The sequence below is a fragment of the Streptomyces huiliensis genome (genome assembly GCF_020037025.1).
Classification (GTDB): domain Bacteria; phylum Actinomycetota; class Actinomycetes; order Streptomycetales; family Streptomycetaceae; genus Streptomyces; species Streptomyces huiliensis.
In genome coordinates, this window is the sequence record NZ_JAIQLH010000051.1 from 64,914 (window position 1) to 84,315 (window position 19,402).

20 protein-coding genes are annotated in these 19,402 nt (G+C 72.6%); 8 read left to right on the forward strand and 12 right to left on the reverse strand.

Features of this window, described 5'->3' with window-relative positions; genetic code table 11:
- The first annotated feature begins 407 nt into the window (after positions 1 to 407).
- The 3 genes from JNW98_RS36570 (at position 408) to JNW98_RS11090 (ending at position 2,982) form a co-directional block, all read left to right on the forward strand.
- Entirely contained in the window at positions 408 to 941 is a 534-nt protein-coding gene (locus JNW98_RS36570) for an SAV_915 family protein (RefSeq protein ID WP_308015549.1), read from the forward strand.
- 276 nt (positions 942 to 1,217) lie between these two features.
- On the forward strand, positions 1,218 to 2,612 hold the full coding sequence (gene lysA / locus JNW98_RS11085) for a diaminopimelate decarboxylase (protein ID WP_372459212.1): 1,395 nt from the start codon (positions 1,218 to 1,220) through the stop codon (positions 2,610 to 2,612).
- Between the two features lie 193 nt (positions 2,613 to 2,805).
- A complete protein-coding gene (locus tag JNW98_RS11090; RefSeq protein WP_223767971.1) occupies positions 2,806 to 2,982 on the forward strand; it encodes a hypothetical protein in 177 nt (58 codons plus the stop codon).
- 54 nt (positions 2,983 to 3,036) lie between these two features.
- On the opposite strand, the gene JNW98_RS11095 is transcribed toward JNW98_RS11090, so the two are convergent.
- Both JNW98_RS11095 and JNW98_RS11100 read right to left on the reverse strand, forming a co-directional pair.
- Positions 3,037 to 3,888 (reverse strand): helix-turn-helix domain-containing protein, encoded by an 852-nt coding sequence (locus JNW98_RS11095; protein WP_223767972.1) that lies wholly within the window; start codon positions 3,886 to 3,888, stop codon positions 3,037 to 3,039.
- Between the two features lie 147 nt (positions 3,889 to 4,035).
- Positions 4,036 to 4,566: a GNAT family N-acetyltransferase gene (locus JNW98_RS11100; RefSeq protein WP_223767973.1), complete on the reverse strand. Its 531-nt coding sequence runs from the start codon at positions 4,564 to 4,566 to the stop codon at positions 4,036 to 4,038.
- Positions 4,567 to 4,811: 245 nt separating this feature from the next.
- Between JNW98_RS11100 and JNW98_RS11105 the strand changes: the two genes are divergently transcribed.
- Positions 4,812 to 5,555: an L-2-amino-thiazoline-4-carboxylic acid hydrolase gene (locus JNW98_RS11105; RefSeq protein ID WP_223767974.1), complete on the forward strand. Its 744-nt coding sequence runs from the start codon at positions 4,812 to 4,814 to the stop codon at positions 5,553 to 5,555.
- Here the strand turns inward: JNW98_RS11105 and JNW98_RS11110 are convergent.
- The 7 genes from JNW98_RS11110 to JNW98_RS11140 form a co-directional block, all read right to left on the reverse strand.
- Entirely contained in the window at positions 5,542 to 6,336 is a 795-nt protein-coding gene (locus JNW98_RS11110) for an MgtC/SapB family protein (protein ID WP_223767975.1), read from the reverse strand. The genes JNW98_RS11105 and JNW98_RS11110 overlap by 14 nt on opposite strands.
- Before the next feature lie 436 nt (positions 6,337 to 6,772).
- The gene (locus JNW98_RS11115) at positions 6,773 to 7,207 is read right to left on the reverse strand and encodes a hypothetical protein (protein WP_223767976.1); all 435 of its coding nucleotides are present in this window, start codon (positions 7,205 to 7,207) and stop codon (positions 6,773 to 6,775) included.
- Positions 7,207 to 8,505 carry an amidase domain-containing protein gene (locus tag JNW98_RS36575; protein WP_223767977.1) on the reverse strand — a complete coding sequence of 433 codons (1,299 nt, stop codon included), beginning with the start codon at positions 8,503 to 8,505 and terminating at the stop codon, positions 7,207 to 7,209. Before JNW98_RS36575 ends, JNW98_RS11115 begins: the two co-directional genes overlap by 1 nt.
- A 3-nt stretch (positions 8,506 to 8,508) precedes the next feature.
- A complete protein-coding gene (locus JNW98_RS11125; RefSeq protein ID WP_223767978.1) occupies positions 8,509 to 8,832 on the reverse strand; it encodes a type VII secretion target in 324 nt (107 codons plus the stop codon).
- A gap of 128 nt (positions 8,833 to 8,960) precedes the next feature.
- A complete protein-coding gene (locus JNW98_RS11130; protein ID WP_223767979.1) occupies positions 8,961 to 10,853 on the reverse strand; it encodes an FG-GAP-like repeat-containing protein in 1,893 nt (630 codons plus the stop codon).
- 91 nt (positions 10,854 to 10,944) lie between these two features.
- Positions 10,945 to 12,471: an alkaline phosphatase D family protein gene (locus JNW98_RS11135; RefSeq protein WP_223767980.1), complete on the reverse strand. Its 1,527-nt coding sequence runs from the start codon at positions 12,469 to 12,471 to the stop codon at positions 10,945 to 10,947.
- Between the two features lie 145 nt (positions 12,472 to 12,616).
- Positions 12,617 to 13,138, reverse strand: a complete 522-nt coding sequence (locus tag JNW98_RS11140) for a hypothetical protein (RefSeq protein ID WP_223767981.1) — start codon at positions 13,136 to 13,138, stop codon at positions 12,617 to 12,619.
- Positions 13,139 to 13,355: 217 nt separating this feature from the next.
- On the opposite strand from JNW98_RS11140, the gene JNW98_RS11145 reads away from it, so the two are divergent.
- Positions 13,356 to 14,636 (forward strand): NsdA family TPR-like regulatory protein, encoded by a 1,281-nt coding sequence (locus tag JNW98_RS11145; protein ID WP_223767982.1) that lies wholly within the window; start codon positions 13,356 to 13,358, stop codon positions 14,634 to 14,636.
- On the opposite strand, the gene JNW98_RS11150 is transcribed toward JNW98_RS11145, so the two are convergent.
- A complete protein-coding gene (locus JNW98_RS11150) occupies positions 14,617 to 15,279 on the reverse strand; it encodes an HAD family hydrolase (protein ID WP_223767983.1) in 663 nt (220 codons plus the stop codon). The genes JNW98_RS11145 and JNW98_RS11150 overlap by 20 nt on opposite strands.
- A 255-nt stretch (positions 15,280 to 15,534) precedes the next feature.
- A complete protein-coding gene (locus tag JNW98_RS11155) occupies positions 15,535 to 16,968 on the reverse strand; it encodes an MFS transporter (RefSeq protein ID WP_223767984.1) in 1,434 nt (477 codons plus the stop codon).
- A gap of 119 nt (positions 16,969 to 17,087) precedes the next feature.
- Here JNW98_RS11155 and JNW98_RS11160 point away from each other — a divergent pair, with 119 nt between their 5' ends.
- Positions 17,088 to 17,684 (forward strand): helix-turn-helix domain-containing protein, encoded by a 597-nt coding sequence (locus JNW98_RS11160; RefSeq protein ID WP_223767985.1) that lies wholly within the window; start codon positions 17,088 to 17,090, stop codon positions 17,682 to 17,684.
- Between the two features lie 118 nt (positions 17,685 to 17,802).
- Complete coding sequence (locus JNW98_RS11165) at positions 17,803 to 18,012, forward strand: hypothetical protein (protein ID WP_223767986.1); 210 nt, start codon at positions 17,803 to 17,805, stop codon at positions 18,010 to 18,012.
- A 68-nt stretch (positions 18,013 to 18,080) separates the two neighbouring features.
- On the opposite strand, the gene JNW98_RS11170 is transcribed toward JNW98_RS11165, so the two are convergent.
- The gene (locus JNW98_RS11170) at positions 18,081 to 19,007 is read right to left on the reverse strand and encodes an alpha/beta fold hydrolase (RefSeq protein ID WP_372459213.1); all 927 of its coding nucleotides are present in this window, start codon (positions 19,005 to 19,007) and stop codon (positions 18,081 to 18,083) included.
- Between the two features lie 67 nt (positions 19,008 to 19,074).
- On the opposite strand from JNW98_RS11170, the gene JNW98_RS11175 reads away from it, so the two are divergent.
- On the forward strand, positions 19,075 to 19,402 hold a 328-nt coding region (locus JNW98_RS11175; RefSeq protein ID WP_223767988.1), incomplete at its 3' end, for a LysR family transcriptional regulator.

Genomic DNA, 19,402 nt, shown 5'->3' on the forward strand with positions numbered 1-19,402 from the left:
CGGGGTTCCCGGGGGACGGCCGTCCCCGCTCAGGTTCTTCCAGATTCTTTGCCCGCCCATGGCAGCGTGGTAGTGGGACCCGGCGCACGGCAGGGGCGCACACCCGGCGCACGGGGTCACGGTGGTCGGTCGCGCGCCGGGTGATCCTCCGTGTGGGGCCGAGCGAGGCCGTGCGGGGGCCGTACGGAGTGCGGGGCCGCACCGGGGGTGGCGCCGGGGTCGCGTCAACGGGCCGTCAAGGCTCCCGGGTGCCGGGTCAACAGGCTGTCAAGGAAACGGTCGTCCGGGCGCGGGGCGGGCATACCGTGGGCAGCGGCGCGGCGCTCCGGCCGACGGGCCGGGCGCGCTGTCTCCGTCCACTGCCTCACCCCCGGTTCATTTCTCCCTCATCCTTCCCGAGGACCGTCATGCGTGTAAACCGAACTCCCGCCGAAGCGGCCGCCGTAGCGGCCGCGACGGCCGCCCCGCACAGCCCGGTGGCCGACGGCGAGGAATCCTCCGAAGAGCCCGCCCATCCCGGCGGGGCACCGGCTTCGACCAGCCCTGTGCCCGCCGCCGCTCCTGCGCCCGCTGCCACTCCTGCGCCCGTCGGCGATCCCGTGCCCGCCGGCCGTCCCGTGCCCGTCACTGCGGCGTACGGGCTCGCGGACCCGGCGCTGTACGTTCCCGTGCGCCCCTGTCCCGTCGGCTTCGCGCTCCGGGTCTTCCGTACGCCCCTCGGCGGCCGGACGGCCGTCGCCTTCACCACGCCCGCGCGGCTCGCCGCGTGCCTAGGCCCGCACCAGCCGGCCGTCCGGCTGGCGCTGCCGGCCGTACGCGCGCTCGCCACGCCTCTCGGCGTCACTCTGGTCTCCGTGGACCCACAGCTCACGGCCCCCGCGGTCCGCCGCTCCCCCGACGGCCCGGCTCCCGCGGCCCTGCAGCCCACGCTTCCGGGCTGATCCCGCGGGGCCCCACCGGCCCGCGCCCGGCTCGGCCCAGGCCGGGGCGACACGACCACGCGCCGCCCCGGCCGCCCGCGGCCTGTACGAGCCGCGGGCTGCGGGCCCCAAGCCGTGGGCCGGCTGTGAACTCCCTTCCTCAGCACGGAGACGCGCGGGTCCGCAGCCGTCACCGAGACCACAGACGCCCCGATGCCGGTGCCCCGCCCCTCCCGCCTACGCCTCAGAGACCCCATCCGCCGCCCCTCCAGCCCCGAAGGCGCCGAAGGAACCCCCGTGACCCTCTCCCTCCCCCTCCCTGCCTCGCCCCTGCCCGCACCCACAGCCCCCATAGCCCCGGCCTCCTCCGAAGCCCCCGGAGCCCCCGAGGCCGCCGGCCCCGCCCCCCTCTGGCCCGCCTCCGCCCGGACGCTGCCCTCCGGCGGTGTGGCCGTCGGCGGCGTCCCCCTGGCCGAACTCGCCGACCGCTTCGGCACCCCCGCGTACGTCCTCGACGAGGACGAGGTCCGCACCCGGGCACGCGCCTGGCGCGCCGCGCTCCCGGACGCCGGGATCGCCTACGCGGGCAAGGCGTTCCTCTGCCGCGCCATGGTCCGCTGGATCGACGAGGAGGGGCTGGACCTGGACGTGTGCTCCGCCGGGGAGCTCGACCTCGCGGTCCACGCCGGCTTCCCGACCGAGCGCGTCGTCCTGCACGGCAACGCCAAGAGCCCCGCCGACCTGCGTGCCGCGCTCCGCCTCGGGGTGGGCCGGATCGTCCTGGACGGCACCGGCGAGATCGCCCGGCTCGCCGCCCTCGTCCCCGACGGGACCCGGCAGCGGGTGCTGCTGCGCGTCGTCCCGGGGGTGGCGGCGGGGGCGCACGCGGCCGTACGGACGGGGGTCGAGGGGCAGAAGTTCGGGATACCGGTCGCGGGCGGCGCGGCCGAGGAGGCGGTGGCACGCGTCCTGGGGCAGCCCCGGCTCGACCTGGTGGGCCTGCACTGCCACCTCGGCTCGCAGATCACCTCCGCCGGCCCGTACGCGGTCGCCGTCCGCAGACTCGTCGAACTGCTGTCCCGGCTGCGCGACCGGCACGGCGTCACCTTCCCCGAACTGGGCCTGGGCGGCGGCTTCGGCATCGCCTACCGCCCCGGCGACCCGGCCGTCGACCCCGCGGCGTACGCCGACCGCGTCACCACCGAACTCGCCCTGCGCTGCGCCCACGCCGAGCTCCCCGTCCCCCGCCTGACGGTCGAGCCGGGCCGCTGGATCGCGGGCCCGGCCGGGGTGGCCCTCTACCGGGTGCTCGCGGTCAAGAGCACGGGCGGCCGCACCTTCGTCTCCGTCGACGGCGGCATGAGCGACAACCCCCGCCCGGCGCTCTACGGCGCCCGCTACACCGTCCACCTGGCGAACCGTTCCTCCCCGGCACCGGCGCGGACCGTGACGGTGGTCGGCCGGCACTGCGAGGCCGGTGACATCCTCGCCGAGGACGCCCCGCTCCCCGCCGACCTCCGTCCGGGCGACCTCCTGGCGGTCCCGGCCTCGGGCGCCTACCACCTGTCCATGGCCTCCGCCTACAACCAGGTCGGCCGCCCGCCGGTGGCGGCGGTGTCCGGCGGCCGGGCGCGGCTCCTCGTCCGCCGCGAGACGCCGGAGGACCTGCGGAGCCGCGACGTCGGGGAGTAGCGGGGGTATACCCCAGTGGCAGCATGCCGCCCTCAAGGGGTAGAAGTGGGGGCCCACGGGAGGGAACCGCCATGGGATCGACGCCCTGTTCGACCTGTACCGGATCCGGGTACGTGACCGACGGCGACGGCCTGACAAGCGCGTGCACCGACTGCGACGGGACCGGCCGTATCGAACACCGCTAGGAGGCGTCGTGTGCAACAAGTGCAACAACGAGGGCTTCGTCAAGGAGGAACTCCTGAACGGGTCCAGGCTGGTTCACCCGTGTCCCGTCTGCAACAAGGCCGAGTCGGACCGCAACCGCGAGACGCGCCGGCAGGCCGCCTGGCTCAGCCGGCTGTCCAGCGCGGACAGGCCCCGCGCCGAGTAACCGGCCGGCGGGCCTGATGGGGGGTGGCTCCTCCGGGGGCGGGCCCGGGGCGCCTCAAACCTCCCGCGCCACCGCACGGATGAGGGACCGCGACTCGTCCCGCCCCAGAGCCGCGTTCTCCATCCACTCCAGCTGTGAGCGGCACTTCGCCAACTGCAGCTCCGCATGCCAGAAGAGCGGCCCGAGCTCGGAATCCAGCTGCGCCGTGTCCAGCTGCCGCACCGGCCCCTCCGCGTACACCAGCGAGTTGCCGGCCCCCGGAAACGCGCCACTGGAGACCGGCACGACCCGCAGGACCACGTGGTCCCGCTCGGACGCCTCGGCCAGGTACTCCAGCTGCCGCCGGGCCACGTCCCGGCCGCCGAACCGCGTCCGCAGCGCCGTCTCGTGGATGTACCCGACGTAGTCCAGCGGCCGGTCGCCGGCCAGGACCCGGGCCCTGGCCATCCGGAAGGCCACCCGGAGCTCCACCTCCAGCCGGCTCGGCGGCGGCAGCACGGCCGCGAAGATGGAACGGGCGTAGTCCTCGGTCTGGAGGAGTCCGGGGAGGTGCATGACCTGCGAGGTCAGCACCCGTTCCGCGTGCCACTCCAGCTCCGCGACGTCGAGCATGCCGGGTGGCAGGTCCGCGCGGTACCGCTCCCACCAGCCCTGTTTGCGGTCGGTGGCCATGTCGGCGAGCGCTTCGATGTACCGCTCGTCGGAACACGCGTAGTTGCAGGCGAGGATGCGCAGGCGCTCGGGCGAGACGACGCGCGTCCCCGACTCCATGTGCGAGATCTTCGTACGGTCGACGCCGAGCAGGCGGGCGGCGTAGTCGGTGGAAACCCCGGCCGCGGTGCGCATCTTGCGCAGCTCGCTCCCCAGCCTCTTCTGGCGTTCGGTCGGTGTCGTTCTGGGCGGCATGTGCCTTTCCTACTGGCTTGCGGGGCCCGCCCGGCCCGGTGCGCCCGTCCGTTCACCCGATGGAGGCACGAGCCACCGCCGGAGTGGCACGGGTGTCCCCCGCTTTCGCGGGCGGGTGCGGGCAGACGCTTCCGGGCACCGCCCCTCTCACACCTCCCGCCGCATGCACACCCGCGGCCACCGGTCCAGCCCGTGCGCCGCTTCCTGTTCCCGGACCGCCCGGAGCTCCGGAGTGATCTCGTCCGCGGCCAGCACGCGGAAGCCGCAGCGCTCGTAGTAGGACGCGTTCCACGGGACGTCGGCGAAGGTGGTGAGGGTGAGCGCGGGGATCCCCGCCGCGCGGGCGACGGAGGCCAGGTGCTCCAGCAGGGCGCGGCCGACGCCTCGGCGGGCGGCGGCGGGGTGGACGGAGACCTGCTCGACGTGGAGGTTGCCGTCGATCCGGTCGGCGAGCAGGTACGCCACCGGAACGTCCGATTCCGAACCCTCGGGCGATCGCGACGGCGCCGTGGCCACCCACGCGCGCCCGTTCCGGCGGTAGATCTCCAACTCGTCGAGCGGAAGCGGTTCGTCGGCGGCGATCTCCGCCATGCCGACCTCGCGGAACCGCTCCCCGGCGGCCCGTTCGACGTCCTGGAGGAGCGGCAGTTCGGCGGGCTGGGGCGGGCGTATACGCATGGGGCCAGTGTGATCGGTGGGAGCTCAACGCGTCGAACCGTTATCGGCCTCCCGGCCGGCCGGAGCCGATTGACGCCCGTCCCACGAGCCACCATCATGGTCCGTCAAACGAATACATCAGGTCGGCGCCATGGTGGTAGGTGGGTGCGCCGGCCGGCTCCGCCTCGCCCCGGGACCGGCCGTCACGCGTACCGCGACGGACGTGTGCCGCCGGTCCGGGAGAGGCCCGACCACTGGGAGTCCCCGTGACCCACCACTCACCCGAGACCCGCCACTCACCCGAGACCACCTCCTCCCCCGCTTCCTCCCCGACCTCCGACCTGCTGGACCAGACCCTCCTGGCGATCGAGGCGTTCTTCACCGCGCTCGCCGAGACCCGCCCCGCTCGCGACGGCCTGCCCGCCGACCTCGACGGCCTGCCCGCCCGCCTCCGCGACCGGTACGAGCGCCTCCGCGCCGACCAACGGCACCGGGCCGGGGACGAGCCGACCCGCCACCACCTGGCCGTCTCCCTCGCCGTCCTCGCCGCGTACCGGGAGCTCTCCCCCGAGCTCCCCGACGAGGAGCTGCTGCCGCTCCTGGAGCGGACGTTCGTCGAACCGCTCCGCGCCGGGATGCTGGCGGGCGTCGCCGCCGCGCTCGACGCCGCGCCGGACCCGTTCGCGCTGATGGTGGCGTACAACCGGCAACGCGAACGCGACTACTTCGGCCCCGCCTTCACCTTCAGCCACCCCCGTGACGACGACCACGAGCACGTCGCCCGGGTGGACCACTGCTACTACCACCAGGTGCTGGAGGCGAACGGCGCCGGGCGGCTGACGCCCGTGCTCTGCGCCTTCGACGCCAACTGGAGCGACGCCATCGACCCCGAGCGGCACGGCTTCGCCTTCGAACGGCCGACGACCATCGGGCACGGCGGGCCGCACTGCCCCTTCACGTTCCGCCGTACGGCGGCGGGGGCCGGCCAGGGGGAGGTCACCGCCCGGTGAACAGGTGCCGCACCCGCCGCCGGGCCCGCCCGGCCGGTCCGTAGCCGTCGTCCCCGTCATCCCCGTCGTCCCCCTCCGACTCCTCGTCGGAGGCGTTCAGGACCGTCCAGCTGACCGCCGAGACCGCCGGTTCGAGGGAGAGCCGGCTGACGGCCTCCTCCAGGAGGCTGTCGTCGCGGCGCTCGGTGGTCAGCTCGGCGGAGACGGTGACCTTCCCGGCGTCCTCGGCGTCCCGGCTGTGCACCGAGCGCAGCCGGAAGCCGGGGCGGCCGACGGCCTGCACGACGAGGGTGCGGACGTGGGCCTCCTCGGGCTCGGTGCAGACGACCTCGAAGTGGTAGTCGGTCGCCACCTCCGCCCCGCCACGCGGCTCCCGGTCCAGCCGCCGGGCGAGCGGCCGCAGCAGGGTGTTGGCGGCGACGACGCCGGCCGTGCCGAGGATCGCGATCACGTACAGGCCGGTGCCGGCGAGGGCGCCGACGGCGGCCGAACACCACAGGGTGGCGGCCGTGTTCAGGCCGCGCACTCTCAGGCCGTCCCGCATGATGACGCCCGCGCCGAGGAAGCCGATGCCCGAGACGATCTGGGCGGCCACCCGGGACCCGTCGTAGCCGGTGGTGCTGGTGGCGTCGGAGAAGCCGAAGGTGGACAGGAGCACGAAGAGCGCGGACCCGGCGGCGACGAGCGCGTTCGTCCGCAGCCCCGCCATCCGGGCCCGCCACTGGCGCTCCAGCCCGATGACCGAGCCCAGCCCCAGCCCGGCCCCGATATTGGCCGCCATGTGCCACTCCTGCACCATCGCCCGTCTCCTCCTCAGCGGTCTCCTGCGTCGCTTTGGTATCGGCGGGTCGCGGCTCCCCGTTGAGCCGGCGGCCCATGCCCACGGCCGCCGCACGGGCCGTGGCCGGGTGTCCGTGGCCGGGTGTCCGTGGCCGGGTGTCCGTGGCCGTGGCCGCGGCTGCGGCTGCGGCTGCGACCCCGTCACCTCGGCCTGCCGGGCACGGGAAAGGCAGCACCGGGACGGTGCGTGGGGCCTTCCGAGGCACGGCGCGGGCACGGCCGGCGTTCCGTCCGCGGGCGCGAACCAAGCGATCACCCCGCCTGCCCCACCGCGACGGCTCCCACACCTCGTCCGGGCGGACGACTCCGGCCGCTTGAGCCGCTCCGGCCGTCAGCCCATGGACCACCGGTCGTCCGGGGGACCTGCGGACCACGGACTACCCGCAGTCGCCCAGGATCGACCCCGAGGGGTCCGGTGAGTAGGTGGCGTACAGCAGGAACAGCTCGACCGGAATGGTCAGCGCTCCAAGCCAGGCACCGGTGCAAGCCAGGAGCCCCAGCTTGGTGTCCGCCAGCCGGGTACCGCGCCTCCGACGGATTTGTCGGGCAAGCAGCACACAAACGACGACGGCGGAGATGCCCAGAGCCAGGCCCGTCCACGCGGCGAAGTGTTGTGCCTTCGGGAAGGGCATGCGTTGACACGCCGCCTGCTGGCGGTCGACCCAGTCACCATGGATGCCCTGGACCTGCCACGACACGATCACACCGACAACGGTCGCGAACGGCACCCACAGCGCGGCGGCCAGAAAGCCTGGCGTAACGGGACGCCCACGTCCTGATTCCTCGGACAAGGGGGAGGTCGACGTGTCCATCAGTACCAATCCGGATGAGGGCGGACTACATAGATGCGCTGTTCGCCGTGGTTTCTGGCCGCGACGTGCTCCCGAGCGTCGAGGCTCACGTTCTGCCAGGAGCCACTATGTTGGGTGATCTTGATATCGCCGTCCGGAGTCACGGAAGTGACGACCGCGGCATGGTAAGTCTCGCCCTGCGGCTCACCTTTCGGGTCATCGGCTATCTGCTGGTAGAAAATGACGTCCCCAGGACGCGCTTGTGACCTCGACACCTCTTCACCACCACTGCGCGTGAGGAAGTGCTGAAGGTCCTTGGCCGCCGCCCAGGAACGGGAATAGTACGCCCGCCCGTCCCACCAGTCGTTCCCTATGCCGCTTTCCCGTCCCCAAGTGTTGTCGCCGTGCGGCCCCAACCACGTGGTGAACTTCTTCTTCATTCCACCAGCCTCAAGGGAGGAAGAAACGAAGTTCGCGCAGTTGCTGTCGAAACTGACGTCGTCGGACTTGTCCCAGTGGTCCAAGGCGTAGCGCACCATCTCGACGCGGTCGATCTTTTTGTCGGAGCCCCGGATCTCCCGCCCGACCTCGGGTGGCAGGCCCTTCAGGTCGGTGATGGTCACCGGGTCCGCCAGCATCAGCGCCTTGCGCTGGGCCGGCGTCAGCCCGTCCCACCACTCGCGGACGAGGTGCGGGTCCTTTCCGACCGGTATGTCGCCCCTCAGCATGTCGATCTCTAGGTGGGCGGTTTCGGTCAGGATGTCGTTGTGCGCGACGCTGGTGTCCGACACATCGATTTTCGTCGCCAGCTTGTCCAACGCGGCGGACGCCTTCGCGTCCGCCTGCCCGGCCTGCCGCAGCGCCTCGTCGATCAGGTCGTTGACCTGGGATATGTACCCTTGCTCCTTCCGGTAGTCGTCGCGCACCTTCTGGGGGATGTTGGGCCCCATGGGCGCCGCGCCCGAATACACCCCCACCGCGCGGCCGTCCCGGATTTCCAGTCCGTGCTCGGCGGCCAGTTCCACCGCGTGGAACAGCGTGCGCTGGGACCATTCCATCGACGAGGCCAGCCCGTCGATGATCATGGCGACTCCCTTGATGATGTCTCCGCCGGCCTCAAGGCGGTTGGCCAGGTCCTCCAGGCGGCCGCCCGCCTTCTTGCCCATGGCGTCCGCCCAGTGGTCGTCGAGCGGCTTCTTGCCCTGGTCGCGGACGTCGTCCGCCGCCGTGGAGGAACGCCGGGCCAGGGCGATCCAGTCGTCGGCCGCCTTCTTCCACTGATCGACGTGGCAGCTGTACAGGTCGTGATACGAGACCACGCGTCACTTCCCCCCGAAGTCGTCCAGGCCGTGCTGGAGCCTGCGCGCGGCGTCACGGGCCTGCTTGTCCGTGGCGTCGTAGTCGTTCGCCGCCCCGTGCAGATTCTCGGCCATGGTGTTCATCTGCTTGGCCAGGTCGACCATGTGGTTCTCCCACGCGGCCGCGCAGCGCTTCAGCGCGCCCGCCGAGGCCCAGCCGTGATCGTTGCCGGCGACTTTCTCACTGGAGTCGAGCGACTTGCCCAGGTTCTCCACCGCCGTCTCGGCGGCTGTCCGGGTTCCGTTCCCCCCTCGGCGCACTTGGTGCGTTGTGATGTCGACGTCCATCTCTGTTCCCCCCAGGATTCGCTTGGTTCATGCCTGATCGGCCCGCGGCGCCGGAATGGCGGGGGCGGCACCGGCAGGTCGCCGGTGCCGCCCCGTTCGAGCGCGGTGTTCGTGTCGCGGACGTCACCTCACGGCGACACCATGGTCTTCCAGGTGCCGATCCGCTGCGGCGTGGTGTCCTCGTAGAGCGAGGTCTCACCCTCGACCCAGCGCACCAGCAGGTCGTCCCGTCGGCCGGAGCCGGTGAAGTTTCCGGCGGCCATCGCGGAGTTCCGGGTGTACGACGGGTGGCCGGGCTGCAGGACGGTGCCCTTGCCGAGGCCGCCGGAGGACGCGGTGATGCCGGAGAAGGCCTCCAGCGTGCCGTTCGCCCGGCGGACCAGCAGGTCGGTGCCCTTGCCGGAGAGCTGCCCGGTGGTGAGGGAGACGGCGTCCTTCCAGGCGGCGTCCTTCTTCACCAGCGTCCGCTCGCGGCCGGTGCCGCTGCCGGTCACGCCGCTGTGCAGGGTGACGTCGCCGTCCTTCCAGCGGACGACGACGTCGTTCGCCTTCGCCGAGTTGAAGGCGCCGGCGGTGATCGCGGTGGCGTACTTCCAGCCGGAGCCGGCCTTCTGGACCACGTACTCCTTGGTGCCGGACAGACGCGCGGCGCTGATGTCGGAGTACACGCTCACCTTGCCGGTGGTGACGTCCTTCTTCTCGTCCTTGGCCCACAGGACCATGAGGTCGGGGCGGCCGTCGCCGGTGAAGTCGCCCGCGGTGACCGAGCGGGCGTTCTTCCAGAAGCTCTTCGGCTGCGCGAGCGTGCGCGGGGTGCCGAAGCCGCCGCGGCCGTCGCCCGGGTAGAGCGTGGCCTCGCCGTCCTTCCAGATGACCAGCAGGTCGTCGCGTCCGTTGCCGTCGAGGTCGGCGGCGACGACGTGGGTGGCGTACTTCCAGGTGCCCGCGCCGCCGGGCAGCCGGCCCTCGTAGAGGCCGCGCAGCGGGGCCTTGCCCGGGGCGCGGTCCGCGACGGCGGAGCGGTAGAGGTCCTGGATCTCCTGCCCGTAGACGGGTGAGTAGCTCACCCAGTCGTCGTGGCCGGAACTGCGCGGCGGGCCGCCGCCGTAGTAGCCGCCGACGTTGCCGACGACGTCGCCGGTGCGGGTCTTGGCGTTGTAGCCGGTGATCCACGGACCGCCGGAGACGCCGCCGTAGAACCCGGAGCAGCGCATCAGCATCTGGCGGAAGCCCGCGAGCCGCTCGGTCGGCACGGTGCAGCTGATCGCCCGCTGGCCGTTGCCGCTCAGGTGCGGGTAGCCGTGGACGGTGACCTGGTTGGCGAGGCGCGGCGTGTTCCGCAGCCGCAGGCCGGCGCCGGTGACGTCCTCCACCTGCTTCTTGCGCTTGTACTCCGGGCCGACGCGCAGGAAGGCGAAGTCGAGGTCGGAGTCGGCGCGCATGCTGTTGGCCTCGTAGTTGGCGTAGAGGAACGCCTTCTGGACCGGGTAGCCGCCGAAGGGCTGGTCCTTCACCGCCTTGCCCTTGCGGAACTGCGGGATGAAGATGCCCTTGTCCGCGGCGTGCTTGGCGCAGTGGCCGGCGGTGAGGACGAGGTTCCGGTGCGCGCTGCGGACGATGCTCGCGGAGCAGTACGTGGCGCCGGTGGCCTTGTCGTTGAAGAAGAACGTGCCGAGGGCGGGTATGCCGTCCCCGTACACGCCCTTCGGGGTGCCCTTGGGGGCGGTGCCGACGGGTCCGGGCGGGGCGAGCTGGTTCGTTCCGGGGCGCGGGGACGCGATGGGCGCGCCCTTGCCGGCGTCCAGCGGAACGGCGGAGGCCAGGCGGTCGGCCGTCCAGTAGCTCTCGACGGCGGCCGGGTCCGACTTGGCGGCCGGCGCGGACGCCGACACGGAGGGCGACGCGGGCGCCGGCGCGGAGGGCGTGGGCTTCGGGGCCGCCACGGCGGCGGTGGCGGAGGCGCCGCACGCCGCCATGGCGATGACGGTGGCAAGGCTCCGGGACCATCTGTGTGGTGTCAACGCGACTCACTGCACTAGGGGACAAATATTCGATCGAATGTTTGCACAGTGCAGTGGGGCCGGAGCCTTCGGGGTCAGGGCGGCGGCCGGCTCACGCCGGGACGAACCCCGGCCGCCCCGCCCGCGACACGAAACTCGCGTCCGTGCCGACCGGCGCCCCTGGCCGCGTGGCGTACGGCAGGACGCGGAAGTCCGCCCGGACGCTCTCCGGCGTGAAGGTGACGACGACGTAACCCCGGCGCTCCGCGTAGTACTTGATGTGCGGATTGACCCGCATCACGTTCTCCCAGTCGTCCGGCCGCTCGACCCCGTCGAAGCCGCTGGAGACGGAGGTGCCGACGATCTCGACCCCCAGGGTGACGGACGACGGGTCGTCGAAGTCCTCCTTGATGTCCATCGCGTAGTGGACGTGGACGTCGCCGGAGAGGACGACGAGGTTGGCGGTCCCGGCGTCCCGCGCGCCCTGGAGGACCCGGTTCCGCGAGGCGGGATAGCCGTCCCAGGCGTCCATCGACACCCGCGCCCGCCCGACGTTGCCCTTCCGCTGGCAGAAGGCCACCTGCTGGACGACGACGTCCCAGGTCGCGGGTGACTCCCGGAAGCCGTCGAGCAGCCACTCCTCCTGCTCGGCCCCGGTGAGCGTCCGCGCGGGGTCCTCGGACTCGGGCCCGGGGTACTTCCAGCCGTCCCCGTACGCCTGGTCCGACCGGTACTGCCGGGTGTCGAGGACGTCGAACCGCGCCAGGTCCCCGTACCGGAACCGCCGGTACAGCCGGGCGTCAGGGCCGCGGGGGCGCTGCTCCTCGCGGAGCGGCATGTGCTCCCAGTACGCCTGGTAGGCGGCGGCGCGGCGGCGCAGGAACTCCTCGGCGGGCAGGTTGCGCTGGGAGACGGCGGCGGCGTAGTTGTTCTCGACCTCGTGGTCGTCCCAGGTGACGATCCAGGGGTGCGCGGCGTGCGCGGCCCGGAGGTCGGCGTCGGTCTTGCCGAGCGCGTAGCGCAGCCGGTAGCCGTCGAGGGTGGTCAGCCAGTGGTCGAACACTTCCGGAAGCTGCTGTTCACCCGTGTAACCGCGGGCTCCCGCCTGGGCGTTGATCTCGTTCTCGTAGATGTAGTCCCCGACGAAGAGGACCGCGTCCAGCTCCTCCCCCGCGAGGTGCGCGAGGGCCGTGTAGTACCCCTCGTCGTACTGCTGGCACGAGGCGAGCCCCATCCGCACCCGCCGGACGTCCGCCCCGGGCGCCGGCGCGGTCCGCGTCCGGCCCACCGGGCTGGTCCACCGGCCGCAGTGGAAGCGGTACCAGTACGTGCGGCCCGGCTCCAGCCCGTCGACCTCGACGTGCACGCTGTGCGCGTCCGCCCCGTCGGCCACCGCGACCCCGCCGCACACGACGTCCCGCAACCCCTCGTCGGCCGCGATCGCCCACTCCACCGGAATCCGACACTCCGGCGGTAACCCGCCGTCCACTTCCAGCGGCCGCGGCGCCAGTCTCGTCCAGAGCACCACCCCGTCGGGCAGCGGATCCCCGGAGGCGACCCCCAGCGTGAACGGATCCTCCCCCACCTCCCGCCCACTCAACTCCCGGCCCGACCGCCGCCGCCGCACCTCGCCCGCCATGCGCTCCACTCCCTCCGGTAACGCAGCCCGACGCGACGAGCGTACCGCCGGGGGCGGGTGAGGGGATCCCGTCGGGCGGAGGGGTCTCAGTGGACAACTCGCTTGGTGGGGGCGGGAGTAGAGGCGACCACTTCGTCCGCGCCTGTCACCGTCTCCAAGCAGAGGGCCTACTGGGATGGTTGACGACCCTCAGCGCATCCGCCGGCTCCGCTTCCGCCGCCCGAGCACACGCCACCGCGATCAACCTCCGCAGGGCCACCGGATCACAGAGGTCCCCCTCGTCCTGCGGCGGGCACAGAAACCAGTGGGTACCCGGTGGATCCGCCCGGTGCGGCGCCGGAACGCCGAGGTAGTGGTCAGCGGCCAGCACGTGGACGCCGGGGACGTCCCATTCCCTGGCCGTCCCGGTCGGCACCAGCGCGTAGAACCAGCGGCCGGAGGGATCGGCGATGACGGAGTCCTCGACACCGGCTGCCCTGAAGGCTTCCTCGACCGCCTCCCGCGCACCGCTGCCGGCCGCGATGCCGAGCACGCCGGCGGCCAGCCGGACGGCTTCGAAGTGCAGACCCGTGCGGAGCATAGCGGGGGCATCACGCATCCACGTCTCACGGATCTCGCGGGGGCGGGGGTCGCGGGAGACGAGCCAGTCGGCGTTGTACCTGATCACAGTAGGCTCCAATCGTCGGTGAGGGACGCGTCAGCGCGGCGCGGAGTGCGCAACGCCACTCCCGCAGCGTTGCTCAGTGCCCGGTGACGGCACGAGGACTTCGAGGGGACACTGGGCGGACCGACTGAGGACGGCGGCAAGCCGATGGGGTGAAAGGCGCTTGATGACAGGGCTTCCTGTGGGAACGTCGCGGCCATGTCTCACAGGAGGTGACCTCGTGCCACACGCCCTCGGCAACACACGCCTCAAGGCAGCTCGCCTTGCGGCGGGTTACGGCTCCCAGCAGCAGTTCGCGGAAGCGATCGCCAAGGCTGCCGAGGGCCTAGGCCTGCGCTGCCTCTCCGTCGGCGTCAGACAGATCCGCCGATGGGAGTCGGCCAGACCGCCGTGGCCGCACCCCGACGCGGGACGAGTCGTCAGTCACCTCCTGGGACAGACACTGGAGGAACTCGGCTTCACTCCTCCCTGGGCCGCGGCGGACGGCCACGCCACGGCTTGGCGCCGGCATTCACTTTCCGTCGCCTCCTGGCCGCCGGACGACGGCATCGCCATCACTCCGGTCAGCCCCCGGTCCCCGCGGCCGGACACCGTGAGTAGGGATTTCCTCGTAGTGACCGAGGCCCATCGACGGCTCTACTGGAGCATCGCCCCGTCGACGCTGCATCCAGCGGTACTCGGTCACAACCGGCTCGGTTGCACCTTGCTCACGGAGACGGCCGGCGAGTGCCGGCGATCCGTCGCCGGAACGCTGGCGGAGTCCTTCCTGCTCGCGGGCAGGATCGAGTTCTTCGATCTACGTCGGCCGGATAGAGCGCGCGGAACCTTCCTCCGGGCCCTCCAGGCAGCTGCGGAAGCCGACGACACGCTGCTGGGCAGTGCCGTGCTGGCCCACACCGCCTTCCTGCCCGGGTGGAGCGGGCGTCGTGACGAGGCAATGGAGCGCATGGCCGCGGCCCGTGCCTACGCACGTCGCGGCAGCCCATCGGCGCGATTCCTGGCGTGGCTCGACGCCGTGGAGGCGGAGTGCGAGACGCGGTGCGGTCACCACCGCACCGCTCTGCGCTTGATCCACCATGGTGAGGCGCTGATCACCGCGGACGCGGGCGCCGGCCCGTCCCCGGCATGGCTCGACTGGTTCGACGAGGTTCGGCTCGCCTCGTTCAAAGGACACGTGCAGCTGACGGCAGGGCACCTCCCACAGGCACGCGAGACCCTGCTTGTGGTCCTGGACCGCCTGCCGCAGGAGGCGGACAAACAGCGATCGGTCGTACTGGCCGACTTGGCCATGGTAGAGGCCATGGCCAAACGTCCGCTGGAAGCCTGCTCCTACGCGACGCGCGCGCTGAGCTTCCTGACGACCACTTGGTACGCCACAGGGATGGAGCGCGTAAGGGAGGCTCGGCGCGCCCTGACGGCGTGGCGCCACGAGGCATGTGTGAGGTCCCTTGACGACCAGTTGTTCGCCTGGGGAACGACGGTCAGCGCCCTGCGCGATTGAAGTCGTCGATCAGTGCCGTCAGTTCGGTGAGGCGGTCGATGCGGAAGGTCGGCAGTTCCGAGGCGAGCGGATCATCCTGCTGAATGATGCCCCACGGGCCGCGACGGACCAGAGCCGTCCGCATCCCGGCCACGACGGCCGGTCGGATGTCGTTGTCCAACCGGTCACCCACGTACAGGGTTTCCTCGGCCTCGAAAGGCACCGCTTTGGCGACACGAGCGAAGAACTCGGGGTCGGGCTTGCTCGCACCCCAGTCGTCCGACGTACCGATGAGGTCTACGTCCTCTCGGAACAACTCACGGAGCAGCCCGCCCGCGCGGACGGTCTGGTTACCCGCGATGGCGAGCCACAGGTCGGCGGAACGAAGTTGACGCAGAGCGGGCCGTACGTCCGGGTATAGGTCGGCCTCACCGAACCATTCCGGCTTCCCGGCCGCCGCGCGCTTCTCCCGCTCCTCGCGGAGGTCGAAACCCGGGCGAAAGACCTGGAACGTCTCCCGGTAGTCCCGGCCTTGAGCGATGACCGCTCCGAAGGCGGCGGCGAACGTGTGGCGCGGCACCCCCAACCAGTCCGCCCAGGTCCCGTATTCCCTCGTCTCGTCCACGAGGCATTCACCGACGTCGAAGACCACAGCTCTGATCACGGAGGCATGCTAGGGCCGACCGCTTCCGGTCCACCACCGGATGTCGCGGCGGCGCGCCCACAGCGAGTGCACTTGGCCGGGCTGACCTCGTCATTGGAGGTGGGGAGGACGCGACGGCCCGGGCACGGGTCACAGCAGACGAACGCGTTGCCGTGGCGGCGTCGGGTCAATGATCGGTGCTCCCGGCGTGGTGGGCGGCGGGCAGGACCAGGTTGGCGGGTGGGGGACGGCGGCCCCGGGGGAACGGCCGTCGCGTCAGCCGGCCTTCGGTACCGTCCCCCGGGAGGCCCTGGCCACCGCCAGGAGGAGCAGGCCGCAGGCCGTCACGAGGAGCCAGCCCGGGCGGGCCGCGTGGGCGAGGCGGTCCGGGGCGACGCCCGCGGCCAGGCCGCCGGCGATGGCGATGCCCACCGCCGAGCCGACCTGCCGCGCCGTGGAGGTGATCGCTCCGGCCACGCCGGCCCGGGACGGCGGGAGGCCGCTGACGGCGGTGTTGGTGATCGGGGCGTTGGCGAAGCCGAACCCGGCGCCGATGAGGAGGTACGCGAGGAGGAGGGGCGGGACGCCGGTGTCGCGGCCGAGGTCGGTCAGGCACAGGCCGCCCGCGGCGATCAGCGCGCCGGCGGCGAGGAGCGGGCGCCGGGGCCCGAGGCACGCCACCAAGGCGCCGGACAGCGGCGCGCACAGCATGGCCCCGAACGCCATGGGCAGCGTGGCGGCGCCCGTCGCGAGCGGTGTCCAGCCGCGGGTGTGCTGGAGGTAGAGGGTGTTGAGGAGGAGCGTCACGTTCAGCGCGACGAACACCGCCACGGCGCCGAGCACCGCCGCGGCGAAGGGCGGGCGTTTGAAGAGGCCCAGGTCCATGAGGGGTTCGCGCTGCCGGCGCTCGGCCAGGACGAAGGCGATCGCCGTCGCGGCGAACGCCGCGTACCCGGCCACGGCCCAGGGCGACGTCCAGCCGACGCGGGGGCCCTCGATCAGGAGGCCGACCGCCAGGCACAGCGCCGCCGTGAGCAGGATCTGTCCGGGCAGGTCGACGCGTCGGGTGCGCTGCCCGCGGGACTCCGGTACGAACACCGCGACCAGCACGAGCGCCGCGACGATCACCGGTGCGTTGATCCAGAACACCGACCGCCAGCCGAACGCGGCGATGAGCGCGCCGCCGGTCACCGGGCCCGCCGCCATGCTGAGCCCGAACACCGAGCCCCACACGCCGATCGCGCGCGCCCGCTCGCGCGGATCGGGCATCGCGTTGACGACGATCGCCAGGGCGACCGGGCTCAGCATCGACGCCCCGACGCCCTGGACGGCCCGGGCGGCCACGAGCAGGCCGGGGTTCGGGGCGAACGCGCAGGCGAGGGACGCGGCGCCGAAGACGCCCAGGCCGGTCTGGAAGACCCGGCGGCGGCCGAAGCGGTCCGCGAGGGCGCCGGACGCGATGAGGAGGCTGGCCAGGACCACGGTGTAGGCGTCCACGACCCACTCCAGGCCGCGGGTGTCCACGCCGAGGCCGCGGCCGATCTCGGGCAGGCCCACGTTGACGATGGTGGTGTCCAGGCCGACGAGGAACATGCTGAACGCGCAGACGGCGAGGATCGTCCATCGGCGGCGGGTGGTGAGTGGGGGTGAGGATGGGACGGAGGCGGGGGCTGTGAGTCGGGGCGGCCCTTCGGGCTCATCGGATGGCATGGAGGAAGTCGTCGCGGTCACCAAAGCCCACCTTCTGTCCGGTTTCGTCTGCCGGACCATGCTCGGTTCGGGCGGTGGCGCCCGCCCAGCACCTTTGCGAAGACCGCAAAATGACCACCATGGACCCCACGCCCACCCCGGACACCGAACTGGCCGAGACCCTGGCGGCCATCGGGCCGCGGCTGCGGGCGCTGCGGCGCGACCGCGGCCTCACTCTCGAAGCGCTCGCCGACGAGACCGGGATCTCCCTCAGTACGCTCTCCCGCCTGGAATCGGGCAAACGACGCCCCACCCTCGACCTGCTCATCCCCCTCGCCCGCACCCACCGCGTCGCCCTCGACCAACTGGTCGCCCCACCGGCCACCGGCGACCCACGCGTTCACCTGCGCCCTCACCTCCGGAAGCCCGGGAGCGTGCTGGTGCCCCTCACCCAGTACCCGGGCCGCGTCCAGGTCTTCAAACAGGTGCTCGCTCCCCGCGAGCCCAAGCTCGTCACCCACGTCGGCCACGAGTGGCTGTATGTTCTCGCGGGCGAGCTCCGCGTGCTGCTCGGTGAACGCGAGTTCACCCTCCGCCCGGGCGAGGCGGCGGAGTTCGACACCAGCGAGCCGCACTGGTTCGGCCCGGCGGGCACGAACGCGGTCGAGATCCTGCACCTGTTCGGGCCGCACGGGGACCAGGCGGTGGTACGGGTGGCATCTGCGGAGGTGTCGTGAGGGAGCGTACGCGGGCGCGGGGGCGCACGGGCCGGCGCCCGGGTGTGCGGGCCGAGTCATCGTCCCCGGCGTGGGCAGGACGCCCGTCAACGCCACCGCGTCAGAGGAGTCACGGGACATGACACGCTTCCGTCGCATCGCGACCATCGCCGCCACCACTCTGCTGTTGGCGGTCAACGGTGCGGTTCTGGCGTCTCCGGCACAGGCGGAAGCCGACGCGAACGTGCTGGGCGGGCTGGTGACCGGCCATGCCGATTCCCTCGTCGCCGTCGGCGCGTTGGGCGCACGCGTCCTGGAACTGCCGCTCTCGCTGGCGCCGCTCCTGTGAGCGGGCCGGAGCCCGGCTGAACCGGACGGAGCCCGGCCCGGGCACGCGCGGGGCGTCTTCGGTGGCGGTCACCGGACCAGCACCCTGGCGAGCTCCCCCGGCCGGGCGGCGAACGGGCTGTGCCCGCCCGGCAGGGTGCGGACGGTGAACGGCTCGCCCGGCAGGGCCCGGTCGGCCTCCGCGATCATCAGGTCCTGGACGGCCGCCGGCAGCGCCCGGTCGTCCGAAAGGCGCAGGAAGGTGCGCGGGATCCGGCCCCACCGCGCCGCGGTCACGGGGACGGGTGTCGCCGTGACGGCCAGCGGCAGATCGGGGCTGAGCGCGGAACGCCAGCGGTCGAAGCGGGCGGCGGGCACGTCGTGGTAGTAGGCCAGCCGCAGCTCCTCGACGTAGGCGGGATCCGGGGAGAGCGGGTCGATCCGTAGGGCGCCCAGCGCACGGGAATCGCCGAGGTGGAGGCCCTGCCCCCGCGCGGCGGCGTTCTCCGGAGCGCCGATGTAGTCGGAGAAGCGGGGGCGGCCGGCGGGGACGAACGCCGAGAGGTAGACGAGACGGTCGACCAGCTCGGGCGCGCGCTCCGCGGCCAGCGACGCGGGACCGCCGCCCGCGCTGTGGGCGACGAGCACGACGCGGCCGTACCGGCGGACCCGGCGCAGCACGTCCAGGACGGCGTCGGCGCAGTCGTCCATCGTCAGGTCGGCGAGCCCCGACCGCTCGGTCGCCAGCCCAGGCCGGCCGGGCAGCAGGTATCCGCTGGGCAGGGGCGCGTCGAAGCCGTGTCCCGGCAGGTCGACGGCCACGCTGGCGGCACCGAGGCCGGCGAGCGCGCGCTGCGTCGCCGCCCACTGCCACGAGCCGTGCCAGGCGCCGTGGACGAGGACGAAGACCGTGTGATCCGGGTTGTTCTCAAGAAGATCCGGGTTGTTCTCAAGAAGATCCGGGTTGTTCTCAAGAAGATCCGGGTTGTTCTCAAGAAGGGGCGTCATGGCCGCCATTCCAGTCGGCGACCGCGACGCCATCCACCCCTAGATATGGGACACCAGGCGGGCATACTTCCTGGGTATGGAAGCACGCCACCTGCGGTACGCCCTCGCCCTCGCCGAACACGGGCACTTCGGCCGGGCGGCCCGCGCGCTGGGCATCGCGCAGCCCCCGCTGTCCAAGCAGATCGCCGACCTGGAACGCGAGACCGGGGCCCGGCTGTTCGACCGTACGCGTCAGGGCGTGTTCCCTACCGCCGCCGGCGAGGCGTTCCTCGCCCGGGCGCGGCGGGCGCTGCACGAGATGACGGCCGCCACGGTCGACGCCGGCCGGGCGGCGCGCGGTGAGACCGGCCGGCTGCGGCTGGGGTTCGTCGCCTCCGCGCTGCTGGCGCCGCTGCCGGACGTCC

What these genes read in the sequence shown, in the direction of transcription:
- JNW98_RS36570 (WP_308015549.1), top strand. Translation starts at nt 408, where the DNA reads ATGCGTGTAAACCGAACTCCCGCCGAAGCGGCCGCCGTAGCGGCCGCG.
- JNW98_RS11095 (WP_223767972.1), bottom strand. Translation starts at nt 3,888, where the DNA reads ATGCCGCCCAGAACGACACCGACCGAACGCCAGAAGAGGCTGGGGAGC.
- JNW98_RS11100 (WP_223767973.1), bottom strand. Translation starts at nt 4,566, where the DNA reads ATGCGTATACGCCCGCCCCAGCCCGCCGAACTGCCGCTCCTCCAGGAC.
- JNW98_RS11110 (WP_223767975.1), bottom strand. Translation starts at nt 6,336, where the DNA reads ATGGCGGCCAATATCGGGGCCGGGCTGGGGCTGGGCTCGGTCATCGGG.
- JNW98_RS11115 (WP_223767976.1), bottom strand. Translation starts at nt 7,207, where the DNA reads ATGGACACGTCGACCTCCCCCTTGTCCGAGGAATCAGGACGTGGGCGT.
- JNW98_RS11125 (WP_223767978.1), bottom strand. Translation starts at nt 8,832, where the DNA reads ATGGACGTCGACATCACAACGCACCAAGTGCGCCGAGGGGGGAACGGA.
- JNW98_RS11135 (WP_223767980.1), bottom strand. Translation starts at nt 12,471, where the DNA reads ATGGCGGGCGAGGTGCGGCGGCGGCGGTCGGGCCGGGAGTTGAGTGGG.
- JNW98_RS11155 (WP_223767984.1), bottom strand. Translation starts at nt 16,968, where the DNA reads ATGCCATCCGATGAGCCCGAAGGGCCGCCCCGACTCACAGCCCCCGCC.
- JNW98_RS11160 (WP_223767985.1), top strand. Translation starts at nt 17,088, where the DNA reads ATGGACCCCACGCCCACCCCGGACACCGAACTGGCCGAGACCCTGGCG.
- JNW98_RS11165 (WP_223767986.1), top strand. Translation starts at nt 17,803, where the DNA reads ATGACACGCTTCCGTCGCATCGCGACCATCGCCGCCACCACTCTGCTG.
- JNW98_RS11170 (WP_372459213.1), bottom strand. Translation starts at nt 19,007, where the DNA reads ATGGCGGCCATGACGCCCCTTCTTGAGAACAACCCGGATCTTCTTGAG.